The sequence below is a fragment of the Streptomyces sp. NPDC020898 genome (genome assembly GCF_044333925.1).
Taxonomy (GTDB): Bacteria; Actinomycetota; Actinomycetes; order Streptomycetales; family Streptomycetaceae; genus Streptomyces.
Genome location: NZ_JBIRRV010000019.1, coordinates 65,512 through 85,708, shown reverse-complemented (window position 1 = coordinate 85,708; position 20,197 = coordinate 65,512). Strand labels below are relative to the sequence as shown.

23 protein-coding genes are annotated in these 20,197 nt (G+C 70.3%); 9 read left to right on the top strand and 14 right to left on the bottom strand.

Annotation, left to right across the window (positions count from 1 at the left end; all coding sequences use genetic code 11):
* Window positions 1-67: 67 nt before the first annotated feature.
* Window positions 68-1,768: a threonine/serine exporter ThrE family protein gene (locus tag ACH4TV_RS39825; RefSeq protein WP_398406290.1), complete on the top strand. Its 1,701-nt coding sequence runs from the start codon at window positions 68-70 to the stop codon at window positions 1,766-1,768.
* A 103-nt stretch (window positions 1,769-1,871) separates the two neighbouring features.
* Here the strand turns inward: ACH4TV_RS39825 and ACH4TV_RS39820 are convergent, their stop codons facing one another.
* Window positions 1,872-2,744 (bottom strand): DedA family protein, encoded by an 873-nt coding sequence (locus ACH4TV_RS39820; RefSeq protein WP_398406289.1) that lies wholly within the window; start codon window positions 2,742-2,744, stop codon window positions 1,872-1,874.
* A 162-nt stretch (window positions 2,745-2,906) separates the two neighbouring features.
* Here ACH4TV_RS39820 and ACH4TV_RS39815 point away from each other — a divergent pair, with 162 nt between their 5' ends.
* Entirely contained in the window at window positions 2,907-3,272 is a 366-nt protein-coding gene (locus tag ACH4TV_RS39815; protein WP_398406230.1) for a YbjQ family protein, read from the top strand.
* An 18-nt stretch (window positions 3,273-3,290) separates the two neighbouring features.
* On the opposite strand, the gene ACH4TV_RS39810 is transcribed toward ACH4TV_RS39815, so the two are convergent.
* On the bottom strand, window positions 3,291-4,052 hold the full coding sequence (locus ACH4TV_RS39810) for a MerR family transcriptional regulator (protein WP_398406229.1): 762 nt from the start codon (window positions 4,050-4,052) through the stop codon (window positions 3,291-3,293).
* An 88-nt stretch (window positions 4,053-4,140) separates the two neighbouring features.
* Here ACH4TV_RS39810 and ACH4TV_RS39805 point away from each other — a divergent pair, with 88 nt between their 5' ends.
* The gene (locus ACH4TV_RS39805; RefSeq protein ID WP_398406228.1) at window positions 4,141-5,568 is read left to right on the top strand and encodes a glutamate decarboxylase; all 1,428 of its coding nucleotides are present in this window, start codon (window positions 4,141-4,143) and stop codon (window positions 5,566-5,568) included.
* Window positions 5,569-5,813: 245 nt separating this feature from the next.
* Here ACH4TV_RS39805 and ACH4TV_RS39800 read toward each other — a convergent pair whose 3' ends face one another.
* The 6 genes from ACH4TV_RS39800 to ACH4TV_RS39775 all read right to left on the bottom strand — a co-directional run bounded on the left by ACH4TV_RS39800 (window position 5,814) and on the right by ACH4TV_RS39775 (window position 11,365).
* Window positions 5,814-6,542: an ABC transporter permease gene (locus tag ACH4TV_RS39800; protein ID WP_398406288.1), complete on the bottom strand. Its 729-nt coding sequence runs from the start codon at window positions 6,540-6,542 to the stop codon at window positions 5,814-5,816.
* Window positions 6,543-6,625: 83 nt separating this feature from the next.
* On the bottom strand, window positions 6,626-7,582 hold the full coding sequence (locus tag ACH4TV_RS39795; RefSeq protein WP_398406227.1) for an ATP-binding cassette domain-containing protein: 957 nt from the start codon (window positions 7,580-7,582) through the stop codon (window positions 6,626-6,628).
* A gap of 83 nt (window positions 7,583-7,665) precedes the next feature.
* On the bottom strand, window positions 7,666-8,307 hold the full coding sequence (locus ACH4TV_RS39790; protein ID WP_398406226.1) for a PadR family transcriptional regulator: 642 nt from the start codon (window positions 8,305-8,307) through the stop codon (window positions 7,666-7,668).
* Between the two features lie 24 nt (window positions 8,308-8,331).
* Window positions 8,332-8,871, bottom strand: a complete 540-nt coding sequence (locus tag ACH4TV_RS39785; protein ID WP_398406225.1) for a DinB family protein — start codon at window positions 8,869-8,871, stop codon at window positions 8,332-8,334.
* Between the two features lie 117 nt (window positions 8,872-8,988).
* Entirely contained in the window at window positions 8,989-10,458 is a 1,470-nt protein-coding gene (locus ACH4TV_RS39780; protein WP_398406224.1) for an aldehyde dehydrogenase family protein, read from the bottom strand.
* A gap of 82 nt (window positions 10,459-10,540) precedes the next feature.
* Window positions 10,541-11,365 carry a helix-turn-helix domain-containing protein gene (locus ACH4TV_RS39775; protein ID WP_398406287.1) on the bottom strand — a complete coding sequence of 275 codons (825 nt, stop codon included), beginning with the start codon at window positions 11,363-11,365 and terminating at the stop codon, window positions 10,541-10,543.
* A 346-nt stretch (window positions 11,366-11,711) separates the two neighbouring features.
* Between ACH4TV_RS39775 and ACH4TV_RS39770 the strand changes: the two genes are divergently transcribed.
* Entirely contained in the window at window positions 11,712-12,221 is a 510-nt protein-coding gene (locus tag ACH4TV_RS39770; protein WP_398406223.1) for an ATP-binding protein, read from the top strand.
* A 91-nt stretch (window positions 12,222-12,312) separates the two neighbouring features.
* Here the strand turns inward: ACH4TV_RS39770 and ACH4TV_RS39765 are convergent, their stop codons facing one another.
* The 5 genes from ACH4TV_RS39765 to rpmG form a co-directional block, all read right to left on the bottom strand.
* The gene (locus ACH4TV_RS39765) at window positions 12,313-12,591 is read right to left on the bottom strand and encodes a DUF397 domain-containing protein (protein WP_398406222.1); all 279 of its coding nucleotides are present in this window, start codon (window positions 12,589-12,591) and stop codon (window positions 12,313-12,315) included.
* A gap of 297 nt (window positions 12,592-12,888) precedes the next feature.
* A complete protein-coding gene (gene rpsR, locus ACH4TV_RS39760) occupies window positions 12,889-13,122 on the bottom strand; it encodes a 30S ribosomal protein S18 (protein ID WP_398406221.1) in 234 nt (77 codons plus the stop codon).
* A gap of 6 nt (window positions 13,123-13,128) precedes the next feature.
* Window positions 13,129-14,370, bottom strand: a complete 1,242-nt coding sequence (locus ACH4TV_RS39755) for a GTP-binding protein (RefSeq protein WP_398406220.1) — start codon at window positions 14,368-14,370, stop codon at window positions 13,129-13,131.
* An 11-nt stretch (window positions 14,371-14,381) separates the two neighbouring features.
* Window positions 14,382-14,630, bottom strand: a complete 249-nt coding sequence (locus tag ACH4TV_RS39750; protein ID WP_398406219.1) for a type B 50S ribosomal protein L31 — start codon at window positions 14,628-14,630, stop codon at window positions 14,382-14,384.
* Window positions 14,631-14,639: 9 nt separating this feature from the next.
* Window positions 14,640-14,804: a 50S ribosomal protein L33 gene (rpmG, locus tag ACH4TV_RS39745; RefSeq protein ID WP_067028123.1), complete on the bottom strand. Its 165-nt coding sequence runs from the start codon at window positions 14,802-14,804 to the stop codon at window positions 14,640-14,642.
* Window positions 14,805-14,876: 72 nt separating this feature from the next.
* On the opposite strand from rpmG, the gene rpmB reads away from it, so the two are divergent.
* The 3 genes from rpmB to ACH4TV_RS39730 are packed head-to-tail and all read left to right on the top strand — an operon-like array spanning window position 14,877 to window position 16,065.
* Window positions 14,877-15,113 carry a 50S ribosomal protein L28 gene (gene rpmB / locus ACH4TV_RS39740; RefSeq protein ID WP_398406218.1) on the top strand — a complete coding sequence of 79 codons (237 nt, stop codon included), beginning with the start codon at window positions 14,877-14,879 and terminating at the stop codon, window positions 15,111-15,113.
* A gap of 16 nt (window positions 15,114-15,129) precedes the next feature.
* Entirely contained in the window at window positions 15,130-15,435 is a 306-nt protein-coding gene (rpsN, locus tag ACH4TV_RS39735) for a 30S ribosomal protein S14 (RefSeq protein ID WP_398406217.1), read from the top strand.
* Between the two features lie 60 nt (window positions 15,436-15,495).
* Window positions 15,496-16,065 carry a hypothetical protein gene (locus tag ACH4TV_RS39730; RefSeq protein WP_398406216.1) on the top strand — a complete coding sequence of 190 codons (570 nt, stop codon included), beginning with the start codon at window positions 15,496-15,498 and terminating at the stop codon, window positions 16,063-16,065.
* A 254-nt stretch (window positions 16,066-16,319) separates the two neighbouring features.
* Here ACH4TV_RS39730 and ACH4TV_RS39725 read toward each other — a convergent pair whose 3' ends face one another.
* Window positions 16,320-17,480, bottom strand: coding sequence for a DUF2786 domain-containing protein (locus tag ACH4TV_RS39725; protein ID WP_398406215.1), 1,161 nt, complete (start codon window positions 17,478-17,480; stop codon window positions 16,320-16,322).
* A gap of 80 nt (window positions 17,481-17,560) precedes the next feature.
* Between ACH4TV_RS39725 and ACH4TV_RS39720 the strand changes: the two genes are divergently transcribed.
* Together ACH4TV_RS39720 and ACH4TV_RS39715 are read left to right on the top strand one after the other, a co-directional pair.
* Window positions 17,561-18,295: a Clp protease N-terminal domain-containing protein gene (locus tag ACH4TV_RS39720; protein ID WP_398406214.1), complete on the top strand. Its 735-nt coding sequence runs from the start codon at window positions 17,561-17,563 to the stop codon at window positions 18,293-18,295.
* Between the two features lie 83 nt (window positions 18,296-18,378).
* Window positions 18,379-20,112 (top strand): bifunctional 3'-5' exonuclease/DNA polymerase, encoded by a 1,734-nt coding sequence (locus tag ACH4TV_RS39715; protein WP_398406213.1) that lies wholly within the window; start codon window positions 18,379-18,381, stop codon window positions 20,110-20,112.
* Window positions 20,113-20,197: the final 85 nt, after the last annotated feature.

The window sequence follows — 20,197 nt, the reverse complement described above, 5'->3', positions numbered from 1 at the left end:
GGCCCGTTCGTGTCTCTGTGCGCATACTGAGGCGTACTGAAAGGGCGTGCGCAGGGAGCGATACGGAGTGACGGACGAGGACCGCAAGCCGCCGTCGGACGAGGCCGGAGCCGTCTTCACGGTTCCCGTCGGGGGCGGGGCGACGGGCGGTGGTGACGGGGAGTCGTCCACCACCTCCGAGTTCGCGCTTCCCAAGGGGCTGGCCCCGCCGAAGCACGTCGTCGGGGAGGCCGAGACCACCTCCGAGTTCGCCCTGCCGGACGGGCTCGACGTTCCGCAGCCGCCCGGTGATGCCGCGGGGTCGGGGTCGGCCTTCAGCACCCCGCGCACCTATCGGGCGCCCGCGTTCACGCCGCCCACCGGTATCCCTGTGGTGAGTCTCACCAAGGACGTGCCCTGGCAGGACCGGATGCGCACGATGCTGCGTATGCCGGTGGCCGAGCGGCCCGCGCCGGAGCGGATCCCGAAGGCCGCCGAGGAGGACGGGCCCGCCGTCCCGCGCGTGCTCGACCTGACCCTGCGCATCGGCGAACTGCTGCTCGCGGGCGGCGAGGGCGCCGAGGACGTGGAGGCGGCCATGTTCGCCGTCTGCCACTCCTACGGCCTCGACCGCTGCGAGCCGAACGTCACGTTCACCCTGCTGTCGATCTCGTACCAGCCCTCGCTCGTCGACGATCCGGTGACGGCGTCACGGACGGTCCGGCGCCGGGGCACCGACTACACGCGTCTGGCGGCCGTCTACCGGCTCGTGGACGACCTGAGCGACTCGGAGACCGCCACCTCCCTGGAAGAGGCCTACGGGCGCCTCGCTGAGATGCGGCGCAACCGGCACCCGTATCCCGGCTGGGGGCTCACCGTGGCCGCCGGGCTGCTCGCGGGCGCCGCCTCCGTGCTGGTCGGCGGCGACCTGGTGGTGTTCGTGGCGGCGGCGCTCGGCGCGATACTGGGCGACCGGCTGGCGTGGCTGTGCGCGGGGCGTGGGCTGCCGGAGTTCTACCAGTTCACGGTGGCCGCGATGCCGCCGGCGGCCATAGGGGTCGCACTGACGCTCGCGGAGGTGGACGTGAAGGCGTCCGCCGTGGTCACCGGCGGGCTGTTCGCGCTGCTGCCCGGGCGGGCGCTGGTGGCCGGGGTGCAGGACGGGCTGACCGGGTTCTACATCACCGCGTCCGCACGTCTGCTGGAGGTCATGTACTTCTTCGTGGGCATCGTCGTCGGGGTGCTGCTGATCCTGTACTTCGGCGTGGAACTCGGCGCCGAGCTCAACCCTGACGCCGCCCTGGGCACCGCGGAGCCGCTGTTGCAGATCGGCGCCTCCATGCTGCTGTCGCTGACCTTCGCGATCATGCTCCAGCAGGAACGTTCCACCGTGCTCATCGTGACGCTCAACGGGGGTGTCGCCTGGACCGTGTACGGCGCGATGCACGACACCGGCGACTTCTCCCCGGTGGCCTCGACCGCCGTCGCGGCGGGGCTGGTCGGGCTGTTCGGGCAACTGCTGTCCCGCTACCGGTACGCGTCCGCGCTGCCGTACACGACGGCCGCCATCGGGCCCCTGCTGCCGGGGTCTGCGACCTATTTCGGGCTGTTGTCGATCGCGCAGAACGACATGGACGCGGGGTTGCTGTCGCTGTCCAAGGCGGCGGCGCTCGCGATGGCCATCGCGATCGGGGTGAACCTCGGGTCGGAGATCTCGCGGTTGTTCCTGAGGATGCCCAGCGGCTCCGCCGGGGCCAGGCGGGCCGCGAAGCGGACGCGGGGGTTTTAGCACGGGGTGCCTAGGAGCTCGGGGGGTTCTGTTGTGTGGCGGGTGCGGGCTCGTTGTGGCTTGTCGCGCAGTTCCCCGCGCCCCTAGGTGCGCTGCCCAGCCGTCAGTTCGGGGGGTAGCCGTTGTTCTGGTTGCCGTATGGGTACTGCTGCTGGTCCTGCTGATAGCCCTGGGGGTACTGCTGGGGGTATTGCTGGGCGTAGGGCTGCTGGTCGTAGTACTGGTCGTAGCCCGGGTTCTGGCCGTACTGCTGCGGGTACTCGTCCTGCTGGTCCGCCGGGGGGATGCGGCGGAGCTGGGTTGTCGCGTCGTCCATCATCGGCTGGGCCGGGGGCTGCTGCTGGGGCGGGTTCTTCTTGGCCTTGCTGCGGGCTCGGGCGAACTCGATGATGATCGGGACGACGGAGATGAGGACGATCAGCAGCAGGATGGGCTCGATGTTCTTCTTGACGAAGTCGATGTTGCCGAGCCAGGAGCCGAGCAGGGTGACGCCGGCGCCCCAGAGCACGCCGCCGATGACGTTGTACGTGACGAACGTGCGGTACTTCATGCCGCAGACGCCGGCGATGATCGGCGTGAACGTGCGCACGATGGGCACGAAACGGGCCAGCACGAGGGACTTCGGGCCGTACTTCTCGAAGAACTCGTGGGCCTTGGCGACGTTCTCCTGCTTGAAGAGCCGGGAGTCCGGGCGCGTGAAGAGCGCGGGGCCGACCTTCTTGCCGAACATGTAGCCCGCCTGGTCGCCGAGGATCGCGGCGACGCAGATCAGGGCGACCGCGCCCCAGAGGGGGAAGTCCAGCGTGCCCGCGGTGATCAGCAGACCCGCCGTGAACAGCAGCGAGTCACCCGGCAGGAAGAAGCCGATGAGCAGGCCGGACTCGGCGAACACGATCAGGAGCAGGCCCCAGATGCCGAACTGGTCCAACAGGTAGTCCGGATCCAGCCAGCTTGGTCCGAGGGCAAGCGTCGTCACTGTTCCGTGCACTGTTTCGTGCTCCTGTTTTACCTAGGGAGATACGGCAACCAGATGGGTCCGCACAAAGCTATCAACGCAATGCGTCCCCTTCGGGTTCCACAGCTTCCATGAGTCACTCCGGGGTGCGCTGTGCGGCAACTGGGGCCACCCTGTGAGGTTATGGGTATCGAAGAGTACGGCGGCGGCCAGGGACCTGAGTCCGACGTCCTGGTCGTGACGACGAACGACATCCCCGGCTACCGGGTCGAGAAGGTCATCGGTGAGGTCTTCGGGCTGACCGTGCGGTCGCGGCACCTCGGCAGCCAGATCGGGGCCGGGCTGAAGTCGATGATCGGCGGTGAGCTGAAGGGGCTGACGAAGACGCTCGTCGAGACCCGCAACCAGGCCATGGAACGTCTCGTCGAGCAGGCACGCGCGCGCGGCGCCAACGGGGTGCTGGCGTTCCGCTTCGACGTGGCGGACGCGCAGGACGTGGGCACGGAGGTGTGCGCGTACGGGACCGCGGTGGTCCTGGTCCGGGAGTGACCCACCCGGGGCTGAGCACTACGAACCGTTGCGGGCCGCGTTCGCCGTGATCGCCTCCCAGAGGTGCTCGGCGAGGCCCGGTCGCACGGAGTCGTAGAACTCCTTGAAGCGCTCGTCGGAGATGTACATGTCGGCGAGGCCCCGGTGAGTGTCGTACGTGCATTCGTAGAACCACTTGGTGATGTGCCGGCGGTGTTCCTCGGCCATGGCGAGGGCGTTCTCGCCGGTCGGGGGCTCGCCGGCGGCCATCAGGACGTCGTAGCGCTCGCCCCAGGAGGCCACCTCGGCCTGCATGCGCTTCCAGTCGTCCTTCGTGTACGTGGCCGCGCGGCGCTGCGACTCCTCGTAGGCCTCCGTGCCGCCCCAGCGGCGCTCGGCCTCCTCCGCGTGTGCCTCCGGGTCCTTGTCGCCGAAGACCTCGAACTTCTCCTCGGGCGTGAGGTTGATGCCCATTCTGCGTGCCTCCATGGCGTGCTCCACGGCCGCCGCCATCTTCTGGAGCTGTTCGATCCGGGCGGTCAGCAGCTCGTGCTGACGGCGCAGCTGCGCGCGCGGGTCCGCGTTCGGATCGTCCAGCAGGGTGGCGACCTCGTCGAGGGGGAAACCGAGCTCCCGGTAGAACAGGATCTGCTGCAGCCGGTCGAGGTCGGCGTCGCTGTAGCGCCGGTGGCCCGCGTGGCTGCGTCCGCCCGGCACAAGGAGGCCGATCTCGTCGTAGTGGTGCAGGGTGCGCACCGTGATGCCGGCGAAGCCGGCGACCTGTCCTACGGAGTAGCTCACTTCCGCTCCCTTCTCGGTACGCACTCCACACTGCTTCCTCACCCGGCGTGAGGTGCAAGCCCCGCCGCCCGGACCTACCGTCGAACGCATGCCACTGCACCGCGGAGACAGCGAAACATCTGACGGCAAGGGCGACGGGCGCAGGCTCTCCGTCAACCCGTTCTACGGGGAGGCCGATCCGGTCGGCGGTATGGCCGAGGCCCCGCCCACGCACCGGCTGGCGGACGCCCCGCTGCCGCCGACGACGGCGTACCAGCTCGTGCACGACGAACTGATGCTCGACGGCAACTCGCGGCTCAACCTGGCCACCTTCGTCACCACCTGGATGGAACCGCAGGCCGGGGTTCTGATGGGCGAGTGCCAGGACAAGAACATGATCGACAAGGACGAGTACCCGCGCACGGCCGAGCTGGAGCGGCGCTGTGTGGCGATGCTCGCCGACCTGTGGAACGCGCCCGATCCGGCCGCGGCCGTGGGCTGTTCGACCACCGGTTCGAGTGAGGCGTGCATGCTCGCCGGGATGGCGCTGAAGCGTCGGTGGGCGGCGCGCAACGCCGACCGGTATCCGGGGCGGGACGTCCGGCCGAACCTCGTCATGGGCGTCAACGTGCAGGTCTGCTGGGAGAAGTTCTGCAACTTCTGGGAGGTGGAGGCGCGCCTGGTGCCCATGGAGGGTGAGCGATTCCATCTCGATCCGCAGGCGGCGGCCGAGCTGTGCGACGAGAACACCATCGGGGTCGTCGGGATCCTCGGGTCGACCTTCGACGGGTCGTACGAGCCGATCGCGGACCTCTGTGCGGCTCTGGACGCCCTCCAGGAGCGCACCGGGCTCGACGTCCCCGTGCACGTCGACGGGGCCTCAGGAGCCATGGTGGCGCCCTTCCTCGACGAGGACCTGGTGTGGGACTTCCGGCTGCCGCGCGTGGCCTCGATCAACACCTCGGGGCACAAGTACGGGCTGGTCTACCCGGGCGTCGGCTGGGCGCTGTGGCGCGACAAGGAGGCGCTGCCCGAGGAACTCGTCTTCCGCGTCAACTACCTGGGCGGCGACATGCCGACGTTCGCGCTCAACTTCTCGCGCCCCGGGGCCCAGGTGGTCGCGCAGTACTACACGTTCCTGCGGCTGGGCCGCGACGGCTACCGGGCCGTGCAGCAGTCCACGCGGGACGTGGCGCTCTCCCTCGCCGGGCGGATCGAGGAGCTGGGCGACTTCCGGCTGCTCACCCGGGGCGATGAGCTGCCCGTGTTCGCCTTCACGACCGGGGCGGACGTGACCGCGTACGACGTCTTCGACGTCTCACGACGGCTGCGGGAGCGCGGCTGGCTGGTGCCCGCGTACACCTTCCCGGAGAACCGGCAGGATCTGTCCGTCCTGCGGGTCGTGTGCCGCAACGGGTTCTCCGTGGACCTTGCCGAGCTGTTCGTGGAGGACCTGGAAGGGCTGCTGCCCGAACTGCGCCGGCAGCCGCACCCCTGGACGCACGACAAGGACGCGGCCACCGGATTCCATCACTGAACGAGGTCCATGGGTCATGGGTACCGGCCTGAGCGGCCCTGGTGAGACCGGGGCGCGGGCGGTGTCGATCTGCGCTCCGCCGTGCGGCGGTCCCGCCGCACGGCGGGTGCGGCCCACGGCGGGTGTGGCCCACGGCGGGTGTGGCCCACGGCGGGTGCGCGACCGCGCCCCGAAAGGGGCGCGGGGAACTGCGCGACCAGCCCCCACCGGCCCGCAGGTACATCACCGCGCTTCCAGCGGAACGCTCAGCTGCTCAGGCGCCCGAACCTGCGTACCGCCAGGGGGAAGAAGACCGCCAGCAGGGCCAGCGGCCAGGCGACGGCGGCCCAGATGTGGCCCGGTTCGCCGCCGGGGTTGCCGAACAGATCGCGTACCGCGGTGGCCGTCTGGGACATCGGGTTCCATTGGACGGCCGTACCGAGCCAGCCCGGCATGGATTCGGGGGTCGCAAAGGCGTTGGAGAGGAAGCCGACCGGCCAGACCAGGATCTGGACCGCCTGCACCAGCTCCGGCTTTCCGGCCACCATGGCCAGCTGGATGCCGATCCACAGCATGGCGAAGCGGAAGAGCAGGAGGAGGCCCACGGCCCCCAGGAAGGCCGCCACGCCGCCGTTCGCGCGCCAGCCGATCGCGTACCCCACCACGAGCATCACGGCGAGCCCCAGGGCCGACTGGAGCATGTCGGCGGCCGAACGGCCCACCAGGACCGCTCCGTTGGCCATGGGCATCGACCTGAAGCGGTCGATCACGCCCTTGTTGAGGTCCTGGGTGACGGCGAGCATCGTGCCCTCCAGGCCGAAGGCCATGGTGAGCGCGAGCATGCCGGGGACCAGGTAGTCGACGTACTCGCCGCTCACTCCCCGGCCGCCGCCCACCAGATAGCCGAACATCAACAGCAGCATCACCGGGAAGACCAGCCCGACCAGCACCTGGACCGGCTGCCGTGCCCAGTGGGCGAGTTCGCGGCGGGTCATGGTCCAGCAGTCGGCCCACGCGTGCGTGCCCGGCGCCGGTGCCAGGGCCCGGCCACCGCCCGTCTTCGTCCCGTACGTCGTCGTCACACGGCCTCCTTCGCCCGTTCGTCGCCCCCGGTGAGCTCCAGGAACACCTCGTCCAGCGTCGGGCGCCGCAGGGCGACGTCCTCGGCCTCGATCCCGGCCTCCTCCAGGGCCCGTACAACCCCGGAGAGCGCCGCCATGCGGTCGGTGACCTGGGCGCTCAGCAGGCGCCGGTCGGGGTCCACGGAGACTCCCTCGGCGGGTACGGGCAACAGGGCGACCGCCGCGCCCAGTTGACCCGCGTCGCGCAGGACGACGTCGATGCGGTCGCCGCCGGTGGCAGCCTTCAGCTCGTCCGGTGTGCCGTCGGCGACGACCCTGCCCCGGTCGACGACCGAGACGCGGTCGGCGAGCTGGTCGGCCTCCTCCAGGTACTGGGTGGTGAGCAGGACCGTCGTACCGCCGCCGACCAGGGAGCGGACCGCGGTCCACACCTCGTTGCGGCCGCGCGGGTCGAGGCCGGTCGTCGGCTCGTCGAGGAAGAGCACCTCCGGGTCGGTGATGAGGGAGGCGGCGAGGTCGAGGCGGCGGCGCATTCCGCCGCTGTACTGCTTGACCGCCTTGCGACCGGTGTCCGCGAGCCCGAAGCGGACGAGGAGTTCGTCGGCCCGCACGCGCGCGCGGCTGGCGCCCAGGTGGTAGAGGCGGCCGAACATCTCCAGGTTCTGCCGGCCGCTCAACTCCTCGTCGAGCGCCGCGTGCTGGCCGAGCAGACCGATGCGGAAACGGACCTCCCGGGCCTCGGTCAGCACGTCGTGGCCGGCCACCTCGACCCGGCCGCCGTCGGGCCGCAGCAGGGTGGACAGGATGCGGACCAGGGTCGTCTTGCCCGCGCCGTTCGGCCCGAGCACGCCGTGCACCGTGCCGCGGGCGACCGTGAGATCGAGTCCGGACAGTGCCTGTGTGTCGCCGTACTTCTTGTGTGCGCCTTCGACGGTGATCGCCGCGTCGGCCACGGATCACTCCTCCACTCATCTGTACTAATCAAACTTGATTACCCCTCCAAAGTAACCCACCCGGAAGGGTTGGTCAAACTTGATTAGCCAGCGTCTCCTGGATGCCGCTCCCCCGTCGCGTACGGGTTCTCCTCGCCCTCGGCCAGGATGCCGACGAACGGTTCCCCCTCGCCCGCGAACGTGTACGCCCCGCCCTCGATCCGGGCGATCAGGCCCAGGGTCCACTCGGCCTCGGCGTCGGCCGTGTGGATCCAGAGGTTCATGATCTCGCCGATGTGGCCCAGCTGTTCGGGGCCCTCCTCGGGCACGTAGTGCTCGGTGACCGAGGAGCGCCACGCCTCGATCCCGCGGATCCGCTCCTTGAGGAGCGCCACGGCCTCGGCGCGCGGCAGTTCGACCATGAAGCCGATCGCCGCCGACTTGACGTCCATCTTCTGGTCGTACGAGGTCAGCGCCTCGCGCACCAGCCGGAAGCACTCCTCGGTGCCGGCCTCGGTGATCTCGTACTCCGTGCGCGGCGGGCCGCCGGCCGTCGAGGGGGCGATCTCGTGCGCGATCAGCAGGCCCTGCTTGGCCATCTGCTTCAGGGCGTGGTAGATCGAGCCGGGCTTCGCGTTGGACCACTCGTGGGCGCCCCAGTACTCCAGGTCGTTGCGCACCTGGTAGCCGTGGGCCCGCCCGTGCTGACGGACCGCACCGAGCACGAGGAGACGGATCGCTGACATGCAGGCCACATTAGGGCCCCGGCGTCAAGCCGCCTGCTCCCGGGCCACCAGCTCGAAGGCGGTGGCACCGTCGAGGGACTCGCGGACGATGTCGGCGTGACCGGCGTGCCGGGCGGTCTCGCGGATCAGGTGCAGCGCCACCCAGCGCACCGAGACCCGGCCCTCCGGCGGGAACCAGGGCTCCGGCGGCAGCGCGAAGGTGTCGTCGAGGCTCGGCACGGACCGCAGGAACGCCTCGGTCTCGGCGGCGACCTTCTCCCAGTACGCGAGCTGCGACGCGACGGTCTCGCCCCCGACGAGGACGAAACACTCGTGCCAGTTCGACTCGTCCCGCTTGATGGCCGACGCCTCGCCCTTGGCCCGCGCGATCCACCCCTGCTCGACCTCGGCGACGTGCTTGAGCAGCCCGGAGAGGGACAGTTCGCTGGCACTGGGCCGCGAGGCCGCCTGCTCCTCGGTCAGCCCCAGCAGCGCCCGGCGGATACCGCCGCGCTGCTCCTCCAGGAACGCGAGCAGGGCGCCGCGCTCGTCGCCGGGTGCTTCGGAGGGGACGTGAGTGACCATGGTCGGCCGCCTTTCATCGGGTCGGGTTCGCGTGCTGCCTGACACCGATGAAGTTACGGACCGTTTAGGACAGCAACTGTCCTAAACGGCCCGCGATACCCGGAAATACCAGAAACCTCAGAACGGGAAGCCGCTCCGGCCGTGCTGGATCGAGATCCACTTCTGGGTGGTGAACGCCTCCACCGTCGCGTCGCCGTTCAGGCGGCCGATGCCCGAGGACTTCTCGCCGCCGAAGGCGACCAGGGGCTCGTCGTGGACGGTGCCGTCGTTGACGTGGAACATGCCCGTGTCGATCCGCTTGGCGAAGGCGACGCCGCGTTCGACGTCGGCCGTGTGGACGGCGCCGCTGAGGCCGTACGGGGTGTCGTTGACGAGGCGGACCGCGTCCTCCTCGCCGTCGAAGGGGATGAGGAACGCCACCGGGCCGAAGATCTCCTGCCGCAGGAGCGCCGAGTCGGCGGGTACGTCCGTCAGGACCGAGGGCGACACCAGGTTGTCCGTCGTCGTGCCGTGCACCAGGGCCGTCGCGCCCTCCGCGATCGCCTGCTCCACCGTGCCCGACAACGACTGCGCCTGCGAGGAGTTGATGACCGGGCCGATGACCGTCCCGGGGTCGCGCGGGTCGCCGACCTTCAGGGACCTGACCTTGGTCACGAACTTCTCGGTGAACTCGTCGGCGATGCGCCGGTCCACCAGGACACGGTTCGCGGCCATGCAGACCTGGCCCTGATGGACGTACCGGCTGAAGACCGCCGCGTCGACCGCGTAGTCGATGTCCGCGTCCTCCAGGACCACCAGGGCGCTGTTGCCGCCCAGTTCGAGGACCGCGCGCTTGAAGAGGGAGGCGCAGACGGTGCCGACGTGGCGGCCGACCTTGTCGGAGCCGGTGAAGGAGATGACCTTCGGGATCGGGTGCTCGATGAACGCGTCGCCGATCTCGGCGATGTCCGTGATGACGACGTTCAGGAGGCCGGGCGGCAGGCCCGCGTCCTCGAAGATCTTCGCGACCAGCGAGCCACCGGTGATCGGGGTGTCCTGGTGCGGCTTCAGGACGACCGCGTTGCCCAGCGCGAGGGCCGGCGCGACCGACTTCAGGGAGAGCAGGAAGGGGAAGTTGAAGGGGCTGATCACGCCCACCACACCCACCGGGACGCGGTAGACGCGGTTCTCCTTGCCCTCGGCCGGCGACGGGATGATCTGCCCCTCGGGGCTCAGCGCCAGCCGGATCGACTCGCGCAGGAACTCCTTGGCGAGGTGCAGTTCGAAGCCGGCCTTGAGGTGCGTGCCGCCGAGCTCGGCGATGATCGCCTCGGCGATCTCCGGCTCACGGTCCTCGACGATGCGCAGGGCCTTCTCGAAGACCCCGCGGCGGGCGTACGGGCTGGTCGCGGCCCATTCCTTCTGGGCCGCGGCGGCGGCGCGGTACGCCTCGTCGACCTCGTCCACCGTGGCGATCGTGATCGAGGCGAGCTTCTCACCGTCGTACGGGTTGAAGTCGATGATGTCCCAGGATCCGGTTCCCGGGCGCCACTCACCACCGATGTACTGCTGGGCCAGGTCGGTGAAGTAGTACTCAGGCGATGGCATGCGATCCCTCAATCCCTCAATCCCGTATCACGGTCTGATCGCACGTCATCGTACGTGTGTCCAGAGGGAGTTGGGGGATCAGTTACGACAGTTGAAGCAGGCCCCTCAGCAGGTCCCGGCTCTCGTCCGGCCCGGGGCTGTCCTGCTGGAGTTCCTTCATCGCCTTCTCGTACTGGGTGACGTCCTCCGCCTTGTCCAGGTACAGCGCGCTCGTGAGCTGCTCCAGGAAGATCACGTCGGACAGGTCCGACTCCGGGAAGCTCAGAATGGTGAACGCGCCGCTCTCGCCCGCGTGCCCGCCGAAGCCGAACGGCATGACCTGCAACCGCACGTTGGGCCGCGCGGAGATCTCGATCAGGTGCTGGAGCTGACCGCGCATCACCTCGCGGTCGCCGTACGGGCGGCGCAACGCGGCCTCGTCGAGGACGACGTGGAACTCCGGGCCCCCCTCGGAGAGGAGGTACTTCTGCCGCTCCATGCGCAGCGCGACACGGCGTTCGATGTCGGCGGGGCTCGCGCCCTTCATTCCGCGTCCGACGACCGCACGTGCATACGCCTCGGTCTGCAACAGGCCGTGCACGAACTGCACTTCGTAGGCGCGGATCAGCGAGGCCGCGCCCTCCAGACCCACGTACGTGGGGAACCAGTTCGGCAGGACGTCCGAGTAACTGTGCCACCAGCCCGCGACGTTGGCCTCCCTGGCGAGGGAGAGCAGCGCGTTGCGCTCGGTGTCGTCGGTGACGCCGTACAGCGTCAGCAGGTCCTCGACGTCCCTCGTCTTGAAGCTCACCCGGCCCAGCTCCATGCGACTGATTTTCGATTCGGAGGCGCGGATCGAGTAGCCCGCGGCCTCTCGCGTGATCCCCCGCGCCTCACGCAGTCGCCTCAGGTGTGATCCGAGCAGCATCCGCCGCACCACCGATCCCGGCTCTCCCGCGCTCACGTTCGTCACCCTCCCCAACCTCTCCAGGGGCCGCAGTCTGCCACTAAAACACTCCGAGCAGTACTCGTCCGGTTACTCAAATGGGAAGACGTCAGAGAGTACGCACAGGCAGAGGCAAGGGGAAGACCGGCCAGAGGTGAAAACTTGGCGGAAAAAATGACCAAGAAGCGGTACGGGAGGGTCCAATTCAGGCACGTGCACGTGCATCTGCCCTTGCATCCGCCGTACGCATCGGAAACCATGGTCTCGCGCCACCGCTGCAACGCAATGACTGCATCGCAACGACCGCAATCTCCCGGGAGTGCCTCGCATGGGGATGAATGGATCGACCATGCTCGAGCCGTTAAGGCAGGGGCTTCCGCCACTGGATCCCTCGACCGTGTCCGACGCGGCGTCCTGTTCGCTGCCCGCCCGCTACGAAGCGGTGCGCGAGGCACGGCAGTTCAGCCGCAGAACACTCTCCCAATGGGACATCGGCGACCGCTTCGACGACGTCTGCCTGGTCGTCTCCGAGCTGGTCACCAACGCCCTGCGGCACGCGCTGCCCACGGACACCCCGCTCCCGTCGGCCCAGGAGCCGCCCGTACGGCTGCATCTGATGCGCTGGACGGGGCGGCTGGTGTGCGCGGTGCGCGACCCGAGCCGGGACAGTCCGGTGGCGTACGACGCCGAGGAGTTCTCGGAGGACTTCGCGGCCGAGTCGGGGCGCGGACTGTTCCTCGTCGACTCGTTCAGCGACAGCTGGGGCTGGCATCCGCTGTCGGGCTCGCTCGGCGGCAAGGTCGTCTGGGCCCTGTTCCGGCTGCACCCCGCCGACTGAGGGGCCGCGGCGCACCTTCGGGTCGCGGTTCTACGCGCGTCACGGCGCGTGGAGTGCCGACTACGCCCCGTTTCGCCTGGCTGCGGGGCGGTCAGCTCGCTACCAGGTGGTCGAACTCGCCGTCCTTGATGCCCAGGAGCATCGCCTCGATCTCGGCGCGCGTGTAGACGAGCGCCGGACCGTCGGGGAAGCGCGAGTTGCGTACCGCCACCTCGCCGCCGGGCAGCCGCGCGAACTCGACGCAGGAGCCCTGCGAGTTGCTGTGCCGGCTCTTCTGCCAGGCGGCGACCCCCTCCAGCCGCGCGGCGGCCATGCCGTTGTACACGCCGGACTCATCGTCTACGCCAACGCCGTACACGTCGTGGTCCACAGGTCGCTCCCTGGTGGTGCACTGGCTGGTGAGGCCATTGATGCAGTGGTCAACTGACCCGGATCATAACTCTGTTCACGTGCAGACGCATGGACGTATGCACGGGCCTATGCACAGGCATGCGCACGAGCAGATGCACGTGCACGCCGGGTGTTCGTTCCGCTACACACCTTGACGCATCCGCGCCCCGTCTCGTTCCCCCGCACGCCCGCACCCCCGCCTCCTGGGACATACGGAGACGGGGGTGCGGGGTGGTGCGATTGCCCGGTCCCGGGCCCGCGAGCAGGGCGTTCGCGGCTACCGGGACACGTACGGCAGCAGCGCCATCTCGCGGGCGTTCTTGATCGCGCGGGCGAGCATCCGCTGCTGCTGGGCCGAGACGCGGGTGACCCGGCGGCTGCGGATCTTGCCGCGGTCGGAGATGAACTTCCGCAGCAGGTCCGTGTCCTTGTAGTCGATGTACGTGATCTTGGCCGCGTCCAGCGGGTTGGGGCGGGCCTTGAGGGGCTTGCGTTCGATCTTGCGGGCCATGGCGGGTCAGACCTCCAGGAGGGTGTCGAAGGCGGGCGGCAGGCGCTTCCAGGCGGTGCGCCCGCCGGCGTACTCGGCGTCGGTGAGCAGGCAGGACTCCAGGAGCTCTTCGAGCCCGTCGCGGTCGAGGCCGGGAGACGTGAACACCAGGTGCTGGCAGCAGTCGCCGTGCTCGGGGTGCCAGTCGAGCGCGGCGGCGGCCCGGCGCACGGGCGGGACCATGTCCCAGGCCGCGTCCGGGAGCGAGGCGAGCCAGGGGCCCGCGCTCTCCACGCACAGCGCGCCGCCCGCCGCGTCCCAGTGGAGCAGCGTGTCGGGGTGGTCGGCGAGCCAGAACCGGCCCCGGCTGCGCGCGGCGGCGCAGGTCAGGTCCTCCAGCGCCTCGTACAGCCGCCCGGGGTGGAAGGGGCGGTGCCGGCGCCAGACGAAGGTGGCGACGCCGTGCGCGTCGGCCTCGGCCGGCAGCAGCGCGCACGCCGGGTGCTGGGCAGCGGCGGCGGCCTCGACGTCGAAGCCGGCGAGAGCGGCGGCGGCGAGGGGCGAGAGGGGGCGGCCCGTCTCCTCCCCGGCGCCAGCCGCCGCGGATGCTTCCGCAGGTGCATCCGCAGGGGCTTCCATGCCCGCCAAGTCCCCTGGGTGGCCGCCCGAGACGGGGACTTGGCGGGCTGTCGGGTGGAGCTGCGCGAGCAGCTCGCGGTCCTCGTCGTCGGCGTCCGGGGAGTCGACGAGGGCGAGGACGGTGGCGTACTCCAGCTGGCGGGCGAAGGTGTCCGCGACCGTGCGCTGGTCGGTGGCCGCGGCGGCGAGGCCGCCGTCGGCCAGGTCGTCGCCGTTGCCGAGGTACGGCAGCAGCAGGGCCGGGTCGACGGCGGTGATGACGCCGGTGACCGTGAGGCCGCCCTCGGTCACCACCTCGGCCATCGCCTTGGGCTCGACGGAGTCCCACAGCTCGACTATCGCCAGCCTGGTCTGCCCGGCGTCCGCGAGCCGCCGCAGCTCCGGGACGAGGTCCTCGCGCAGGGCACAGCACGCACAGTCGTTGACCAGGGGCGCCTCACCCGCGGAGAGGATGCCGGTGGTGTCGCTGACGGTCCGGACGACCGTGCCTGCGGCGGCCGTGGCGAGGTCGTGGTGGAGTACGACGCTGCCGGGGACGTCGGCGAGCAGCCGCGCGACGGCTGCCTTGCGGGCGTCGGAGTGAAGTCCGCCGACGATCGCCACGGAGAGCTCATGCTCATGCACCTGCACGTGTGAACTCCTCAGTCCTTCTTGCCGTACCGGCGCTCGAAGCGCTCCACACGGCCGGCCGTGTCCATGACGCGGGCCGTGCCGGTGTAGAAGGGGTGGCTGACGTTCGAGATCTCGACGTCGACGACGGGGTAGGTGTTGCCGTCCTCCCAGTCGATCGTCTTCTCGCTGGTCATCGTGGACTGGGTCAGGAAGGCGTGGTTCGCGGCCCGGTCGCGGAAGACGACGGGTCCGTACGCGGGGTGGATTCCTTCACGCATGGCGGCTGATCAGCGCTCCTCTCGGAAGTCGACGTGGCGGCGGACGACCGGGTCGTACTTGCGCAGGGTCATACGGTCCGGGTCGTTGCGGCGGTTCTTGCGGGTGACGTAGGTGAAGCCGGTCCCGGCCGTGGACCGGAGCTTGATGACCGGCCGGAGTTCATTGCGAGCCATGCTGGTACCTTACTGAAAACGACTTCCATTTGCACAACCCGAGTGCGATCCGACCGAGAGAGGTGCGTCACCTTGTCCGCCCACTGCATGCTGACCGGCCGCCAGCCGGGCTTCGGCAACAACATCTCCCACTCCCACCGGCGTACGCCCCGCCGGTTCGACCCCAACATCCAGTCCAAGCGCTACTGGCTGCCGAGCGAGGGCAGGAACGTTCGGCTGCGGCTGAGCACGAAGGGCATCAAGACGGTCGACACGATCGGCGTCGAGGCGGCGGTGGCCCGGATCCGGGCCCGCGGGGTCAAGGTCTGAGGGAGGAGTACGGAACATGGCGAAGAAGAGCAAGATCGCTAAGAACGAGAAGCGGCAGGAGATCGTCGCGCGGTACGCGGAGCGGCGGGCCGAGCTGAAGGAGATCGCCCGGCGGCCGTCGTCGACGGACGAGGAGCGGGCGGCTGCCCGGCGGGAGCTGGAGCGGCAGCCCCGGGACGCGAGCGCCACGCGCGTGCGCAACCGGGACCAGGTGGACGGGCGGCCCCGCGGGTACTTCCGGACGTTCGGACTGTCCCGGGTGAGCCTGCGGTCGCAGGCTCACGCAGGGTTCCTTCCGGGGGTTCGCAAGTCCTCCTGGTAGCTTGCTGCGGTCGTGCGGCCGTACCGGCTGCCGCCAACAGCTAGGGCTTGGGAGCTTCCGGTGACTTCGGTGACGTACGCGCGCGTGACGCGCAGGGCTGTGGTGCGCAGGGCCGTGACGCGCAGGGCCGGTGTGGCCTCGGCGGTCGGGTTGGCCGCCGCGCTCGTGCTGACCGGGTGCAGTGGGGACGGCGGGTCCGACGAGGGGGCGGGTGGCTCGGGCTCGTCGTCCTCTGCGGACCCGTCGCCCTCGCCCTCGGGCTCGGGCTCGGGCTCGGGGGACGGTGGTGGCGGCAGCGGTACGACGGCTGCGGACAGTCAGCTGGTGGGGAGCTGGCTGACCACCAGCAGGGGCAGTGCCGTGGCGCTGGTGATCGACGGGACGAAGGCCGGGCTGTTCGCGACCGGGGGGACCGTGTGCAGCGGTACGGCCGGCAAGGAGGCGGGGATGGAGATGATCCGCCTCAAGTGCTCCGACGGGAGCGACGAACGGGCCGAGGGGATGGTCGACTCCGTCGACAAGACGTCGATGAAGGTCACGTGGGAGAGCGGCCTCGGCACGGAGACGTACACGAAGTCGCAGGGCGGGCAGCTGCCGTCGGGGTTGCCTACGGTGGGGTTGGGGTCCTGAGGGGTTCTTCGCCCCCGCCGCCCCTACCCGTCCCATCCCTTCCTGGGGGCTGCGCCCCCAGACCCCCTACGGCCCTGAACGGGCCTCGTCCTCAAACGCCGGACGGGCTGAGAGGCCTGGGCGTGGGCTGAAGACACGGCGGGGGCAGGTGGGTGGGTGGGTGGGTGGGTGGGTGGGAGAGAAGCTGGGGCCGGACGGGCCCTGTCGTCAAGGGCCGGACGGGCTGAGATGCCTGAGCCTGGGCTGCAGAAGCCCTACGCGTTCGGCAGGCGGGGGTGGGTGTGGAGGGCGGCTCGGTTCGCTGCTGCTGTGCCCTCTGTCCAGCCTGCTTCGTCTGTCACGCCGCGTAGGCGGGTTGTCGTGGTCGTGGGGAACATCTGGTCCACGTGGGCGGTGACCGCCAGGTCCCGGGTGGCCAGGACCGGGAGGAGGGCTGTGGTGGACTGCGTCGCCGCCGTTTCCGCTGCCACCGCTGCCGCCAGGCGGGTGCCCGTCTTGTGGGCGTAGGCCGCCAGGAAGGACTGGCGGAAGGTCTTCGTCCGCTTGCGGCCCCGCGCGCGCTGCGCCGCCTCCGCCTTCGTCATCGCCGCCGTGGCCTGGACCAGCAGGGACGTGTAGAGGAGCTCCACCGCCTCCAGGTCCGGTTCGAAGCCCACCACTGTGGAGAAACCCAGTGCCTCGTTCCACACCGCTCGGCAGCGGTTCGCGTCGGCCACCGCGTGGAGGAGGACGGCCTTGGCCTCCTCGTAGGGCGCGTCCACACCCAGACGGCACGCGCGCGGGGCGTCGGCTGCGGGGGCGCCGGCCGCGAGCAGGGCCTCGTCGATGCTGTGCCTGGCCATCAGTTCCTGGGCCTTCGCGCTCAGCGCCTCCGCCTCCTCCGGGAACCCGGTCGCCTCCGCCTTCGCCAGCAGCGCGCGGATACGGGGCAGCATGCGGGACTCCGGGTGGTCCCGGCGAGCACTCTCCCCCGACCTCGCCGACTGCTCGTCCAGTGACTCCAGCGTCGGCAGGGTCAGCAGCAGGCGGTACAGCTCCAGAACCGTCGTCGCGTGCGTGAAGCGGTCCGTGCGCGGCGGAGCGGGGGTGGCGGCGAGGTCGGCGAGCTGGTCCGTCCAGCGGGGGCCGCGGGGGCGGTCGTTCGGCGCCTGGGCGGTGATCAGCGCCGACAGCAGGCGTACGTGTACGTCGTCCAGCTCGCGCCGTACGAGGCGTACGACGTCGGCCGGCTGCCAGCCGCGGCGCCAGGCCGACGCCACGAACTCCTCGCCCCGGCGGGCGAGTTCGGGGTCCGCGGACGGGTCGGCGGCGAGGAGGGACGCGCCCGTGTCGAGGGTTGCGTCCGTGTCGGCGTACAGAGCGGCCTCGAAGGCGCGTTCGACGATGCTGGGCGGAAGGGGCTTGCTGCTGGTCACCGGTCGATCGTTTCATGCCGCCGACGTCGACTGTCAACTTCGGGTTGACAGTCCTCGTACTGACAACCTACGGTTGACACATGACGACCAATCAGCCCGCCCGGGCCTCCGTACGTCTCGACGACCTCATCGAGGCGATCAAGAAAGTGCACACCGACGCCCTCGAACAGCTCCAGGACGCGGTGATCGCCGCTGATCACCTCGGCGAGGTGGCCGACCATCTGATCGGGCACTTCGTGGACCAGGCACGGCGTTCCGGTGCCTCCTGGACCGACATCGGCAGGAGCATGGGCGTCACCCGGCAGGCCGCACAGAAGCGGTTCGTGCCGAAGAGCGAGTCGGACCTCGACCCGAGCCAGGGCTTCAGCCGCTTCACGCCACGGGCCAGGAACGTGGTGGTCCTCTCCCAGGAAGGGGCCAAGGCCGCCGGCAACGACCAGATCGGCCCGGCGCACCTGATCCTCGGCCTCCTCGCCGACCCGGAGGGCCTCGGGGCGAAGGCGATCACCGCGCAGGGCGTCTCCCTGGACAGCGTGCGCGAGGCCGCGACCGCCGGCCTCCCGCCGCGTGGCGAGAACGACCCCGCCCTCATCCCCTTCGACGCCAACGCGAAGAAGTCCCTCGAACTCACCTTCCGCGAGGCCCTGCGCCTGGGCCACAACTACGTCGGCACCGAGCACATCCTGCTCGCCCTGCTGGAGTTCGAGAACGGCGAGGGGGTCCTGTCCGGCCTCGGCCTCACCAAGCCGGCGACGGAGGAGTACGTCGTCGCCGCCCTCGCCAAGATCAAGGTGGAGTTCGGCGAACAGAGCTGAATGTGCTGAATGGCTGAATGTTCTGGAAGCGATGAAAGCGCTGGTCGGGGGCATTGTCAGACCCTCCTGCCACACTCGCGGACATGGCAGGAGTAGCGGAGACGGCCGAGCGGTGGGCTCTCGCTCCGGCCGAGGACGGTGGCGTAGAGATCGCCCCCCTCGGTCCGGACGGGCTGCCCGCCGCGCCGGTGCGGCGGGAGGGGGACCTCGTCGCGGCCGTCCGAGGCCGGCCGGACGTCACCCGGTGGGTGTGGCGGTCCACCCCCGAGATCTATCCGCGACTGCTCGCCACGGGGGTGCGAGTCGAGCGGTGCTACGACATCGAGGACGCCGAGACGCTGCTGCTCGGCCACGAGGGACGGCTCGGCGAACCCCGGAACGCGGCGGCGGCCCTCGGCCGGCTGCGCGGCGGTCCCGTACCGCCGGATCCGCCGCAGCGGTCCGCCGAACCCGGCGCGCAGTCGCCGCTCTTCGAACCGGGTCCTGTGCACGTACCGCTGGCTGATCTGCTGGAGGTGTACGCCGGCCAGCAGCGGCGGCACGACGCGACCGCGCACCCCGACCGGATGCGGCTGCTGACGGCCGCCGAGTCGGCGGGGATGCTGGTCGCCGCCGAGATGAACGCGTCGGGACTGCCGTGGCGCGCGGACGTCCACCGCGACCTGCTCCACGACATGCTGGGCGAGCGGTACGCGGGCGGTGGTGAGCCCCGGCGGCTCGCCGAACTGGCGGACGAGGTGTCGGCGGCGTTCGGGCGGCGGGTGCGGCCCGATCTGCCCGCCGATGTCATCAAGGCCTTCGCGCAGGCCGGCATCAAGGTGCGGTCCACGCGGCGATGGGAGATCGAGAGCCTCGACCATCCGGCCGTGAAGCCGCTGGTCGAGTACAAGAAGCTGTACCGGATCTGGGTCGCGCACGGGTGGTCGTGGCTCCAGGACTGGGTGCGCGACGGGCGGTTCAGGCCCGAGTTCCTCGCGGGCGGCACGGTCACCGGACGCTGGGTCACCAACGGCGGGGGCGGGCTCCAGATCCCCAAGGTGATCCGGCGGGCCGTGGTCGCCGACCCGGGCTGGCGGCTGGTCGTCGCCGACGCCGACCAGATGGAACCGCGGGTGCTCGCCGCCATCTCGCGCGACCCCGGGCTGATGGAGGTCGCCGGGCGGGAGAGCGACCTCTACCAGTCCGTCTCCGAGCGCGCGTTCTCGGGCGACCGGGAGCAGGCCAAGCTCGCCGTGCTGGGCGCGGTGTACGGGCAGACCTCCGGGGACGGCCTCAAGAACCTCGCCGCGCTCAGACGCCGGTTCCCGAAGGCGGTGGCGTACGTGGACGACGCGGCGCGTGCGGGAGAGGAGGGGCGGCTCGTGCGGACCTGGCTGGGGCGGACCTGCCCGCCGGCCGCGGGGGCGAACGGCGACTCGCTGGAGGAGGCGGGCATCCCGGACTCGGAGGACCAGGTCGCCGACGCGACGGAGGGCGCGGGAGGTTCGGGGGCGCAGGAGTGGGTGCCCGGGTACGCCTCCTCCAACTCCCGTGCCCGTGGCCGCTTCGCGCGCAACTTCGTCGTCCAGGGCAGCGCCGCCGACTGGACCCTGCTGCTGCTCGCCGCGCTGCGCCGGGCCTGTGCGGGGATGGCGGCCGAGCTGGTCTTCTTCCAGCACGACGAGGTGATCGTGCACTGTCCCGAGGAGGAGGCGGAGACGGTCGTGGCGGCGATCCGGGAGGCCGCGGAACTGGCGGGGCGGCTGACGTTCGGGGAGACGCCGGTGCGGTTTCCGTTCAGTACGGCGGTGGTGGAGTGTTACGGGGACGCCAAGTGATCGGCGGGGCTCACGTGGTGTGGCTGGTGGCGGTGGTGGGGGTGTTGGCGGCGTGTTCGGTTTGGTCGGCGCGTTCGGTGTGGCC

Coding starts and splice junctions, on each gene's coding strand:
- ACH4TV_RS39815 (WP_398406230.1), top strand. CDS start 2,907: ATGGGTATCGAAGAGTACGGCGGCGGCCAGGGACCTGAGTCCGACGTC.
- ACH4TV_RS39805 (WP_398406228.1), top strand. CDS start 4,141: ATGCCACTGCACCGCGGAGACAGCGAAACATCTGACGGCAAGGGCGAC.
- ACH4TV_RS39800 (WP_398406288.1), bottom strand. CDS start 6,542: ATGACCCGCCGCGAACTCGCCCACTGGGCACGGCAGCCGGTCCAGGTG.
- ACH4TV_RS39790 (WP_398406226.1), bottom strand. CDS start 8,307: ATGTCAGCGATCCGTCTCCTCGTGCTCGGTGCGGTCCGTCAGCACGGG.
- ACH4TV_RS39785 (WP_398406225.1), bottom strand. CDS start 8,871: ATGGTCACTCACGTCCCCTCCGAAGCACCCGGCGACGAGCGCGGCGCC.
- ACH4TV_RS39780 (WP_398406224.1), bottom strand. CDS start 10,458: ATGCCATCGCCTGAGTACTACTTCACCGACCTGGCCCAGCAGTACATC.
- ACH4TV_RS39775 (WP_398406287.1), bottom strand. CDS start 11,365: ATGCTGCTCGGATCACACCTGAGGCGACTGCGTGAGGCGCGGGGGATC.
- ACH4TV_RS39770 (WP_398406223.1), top strand. CDS start 11,712: ATGGGGATGAATGGATCGACCATGCTCGAGCCGTTAAGGCAGGGGCTT.
- rpsR (WP_398406221.1), bottom strand. CDS start 13,122: ATGGCCCGCAAGATCGAACGCAAGCCCCTCAAGGCCCGCCCCAACCCG.
- ACH4TV_RS39750 (WP_398406219.1), bottom strand. CDS start 14,630: ATGCGTGAAGGAATCCACCCCGCGTACGGACCCGTCGTCTTCCGCGAC.
- rpmG (WP_067028123.1), bottom strand. CDS start 14,804: ATGGCTCGCAATGAACTCCGGCCGGTCATCAAGCTCCGGTCCACGGCC.
- rpsN (WP_398406217.1), top strand. CDS start 15,130: ATGGCGAAGAAGAGCAAGATCGCTAAGAACGAGAAGCGGCAGGAGATC.
- ACH4TV_RS39720 (WP_398406214.1), top strand. CDS start 17,561: ATGACGACCAATCAGCCCGCCCGGGCCTCCGTACGTCTCGACGACCTC.
- ACH4TV_RS39715 (WP_398406213.1), top strand. CDS start 18,379: ATGGCAGGAGTAGCGGAGACGGCCGAGCGGTGGGCTCTCGCTCCGGCC.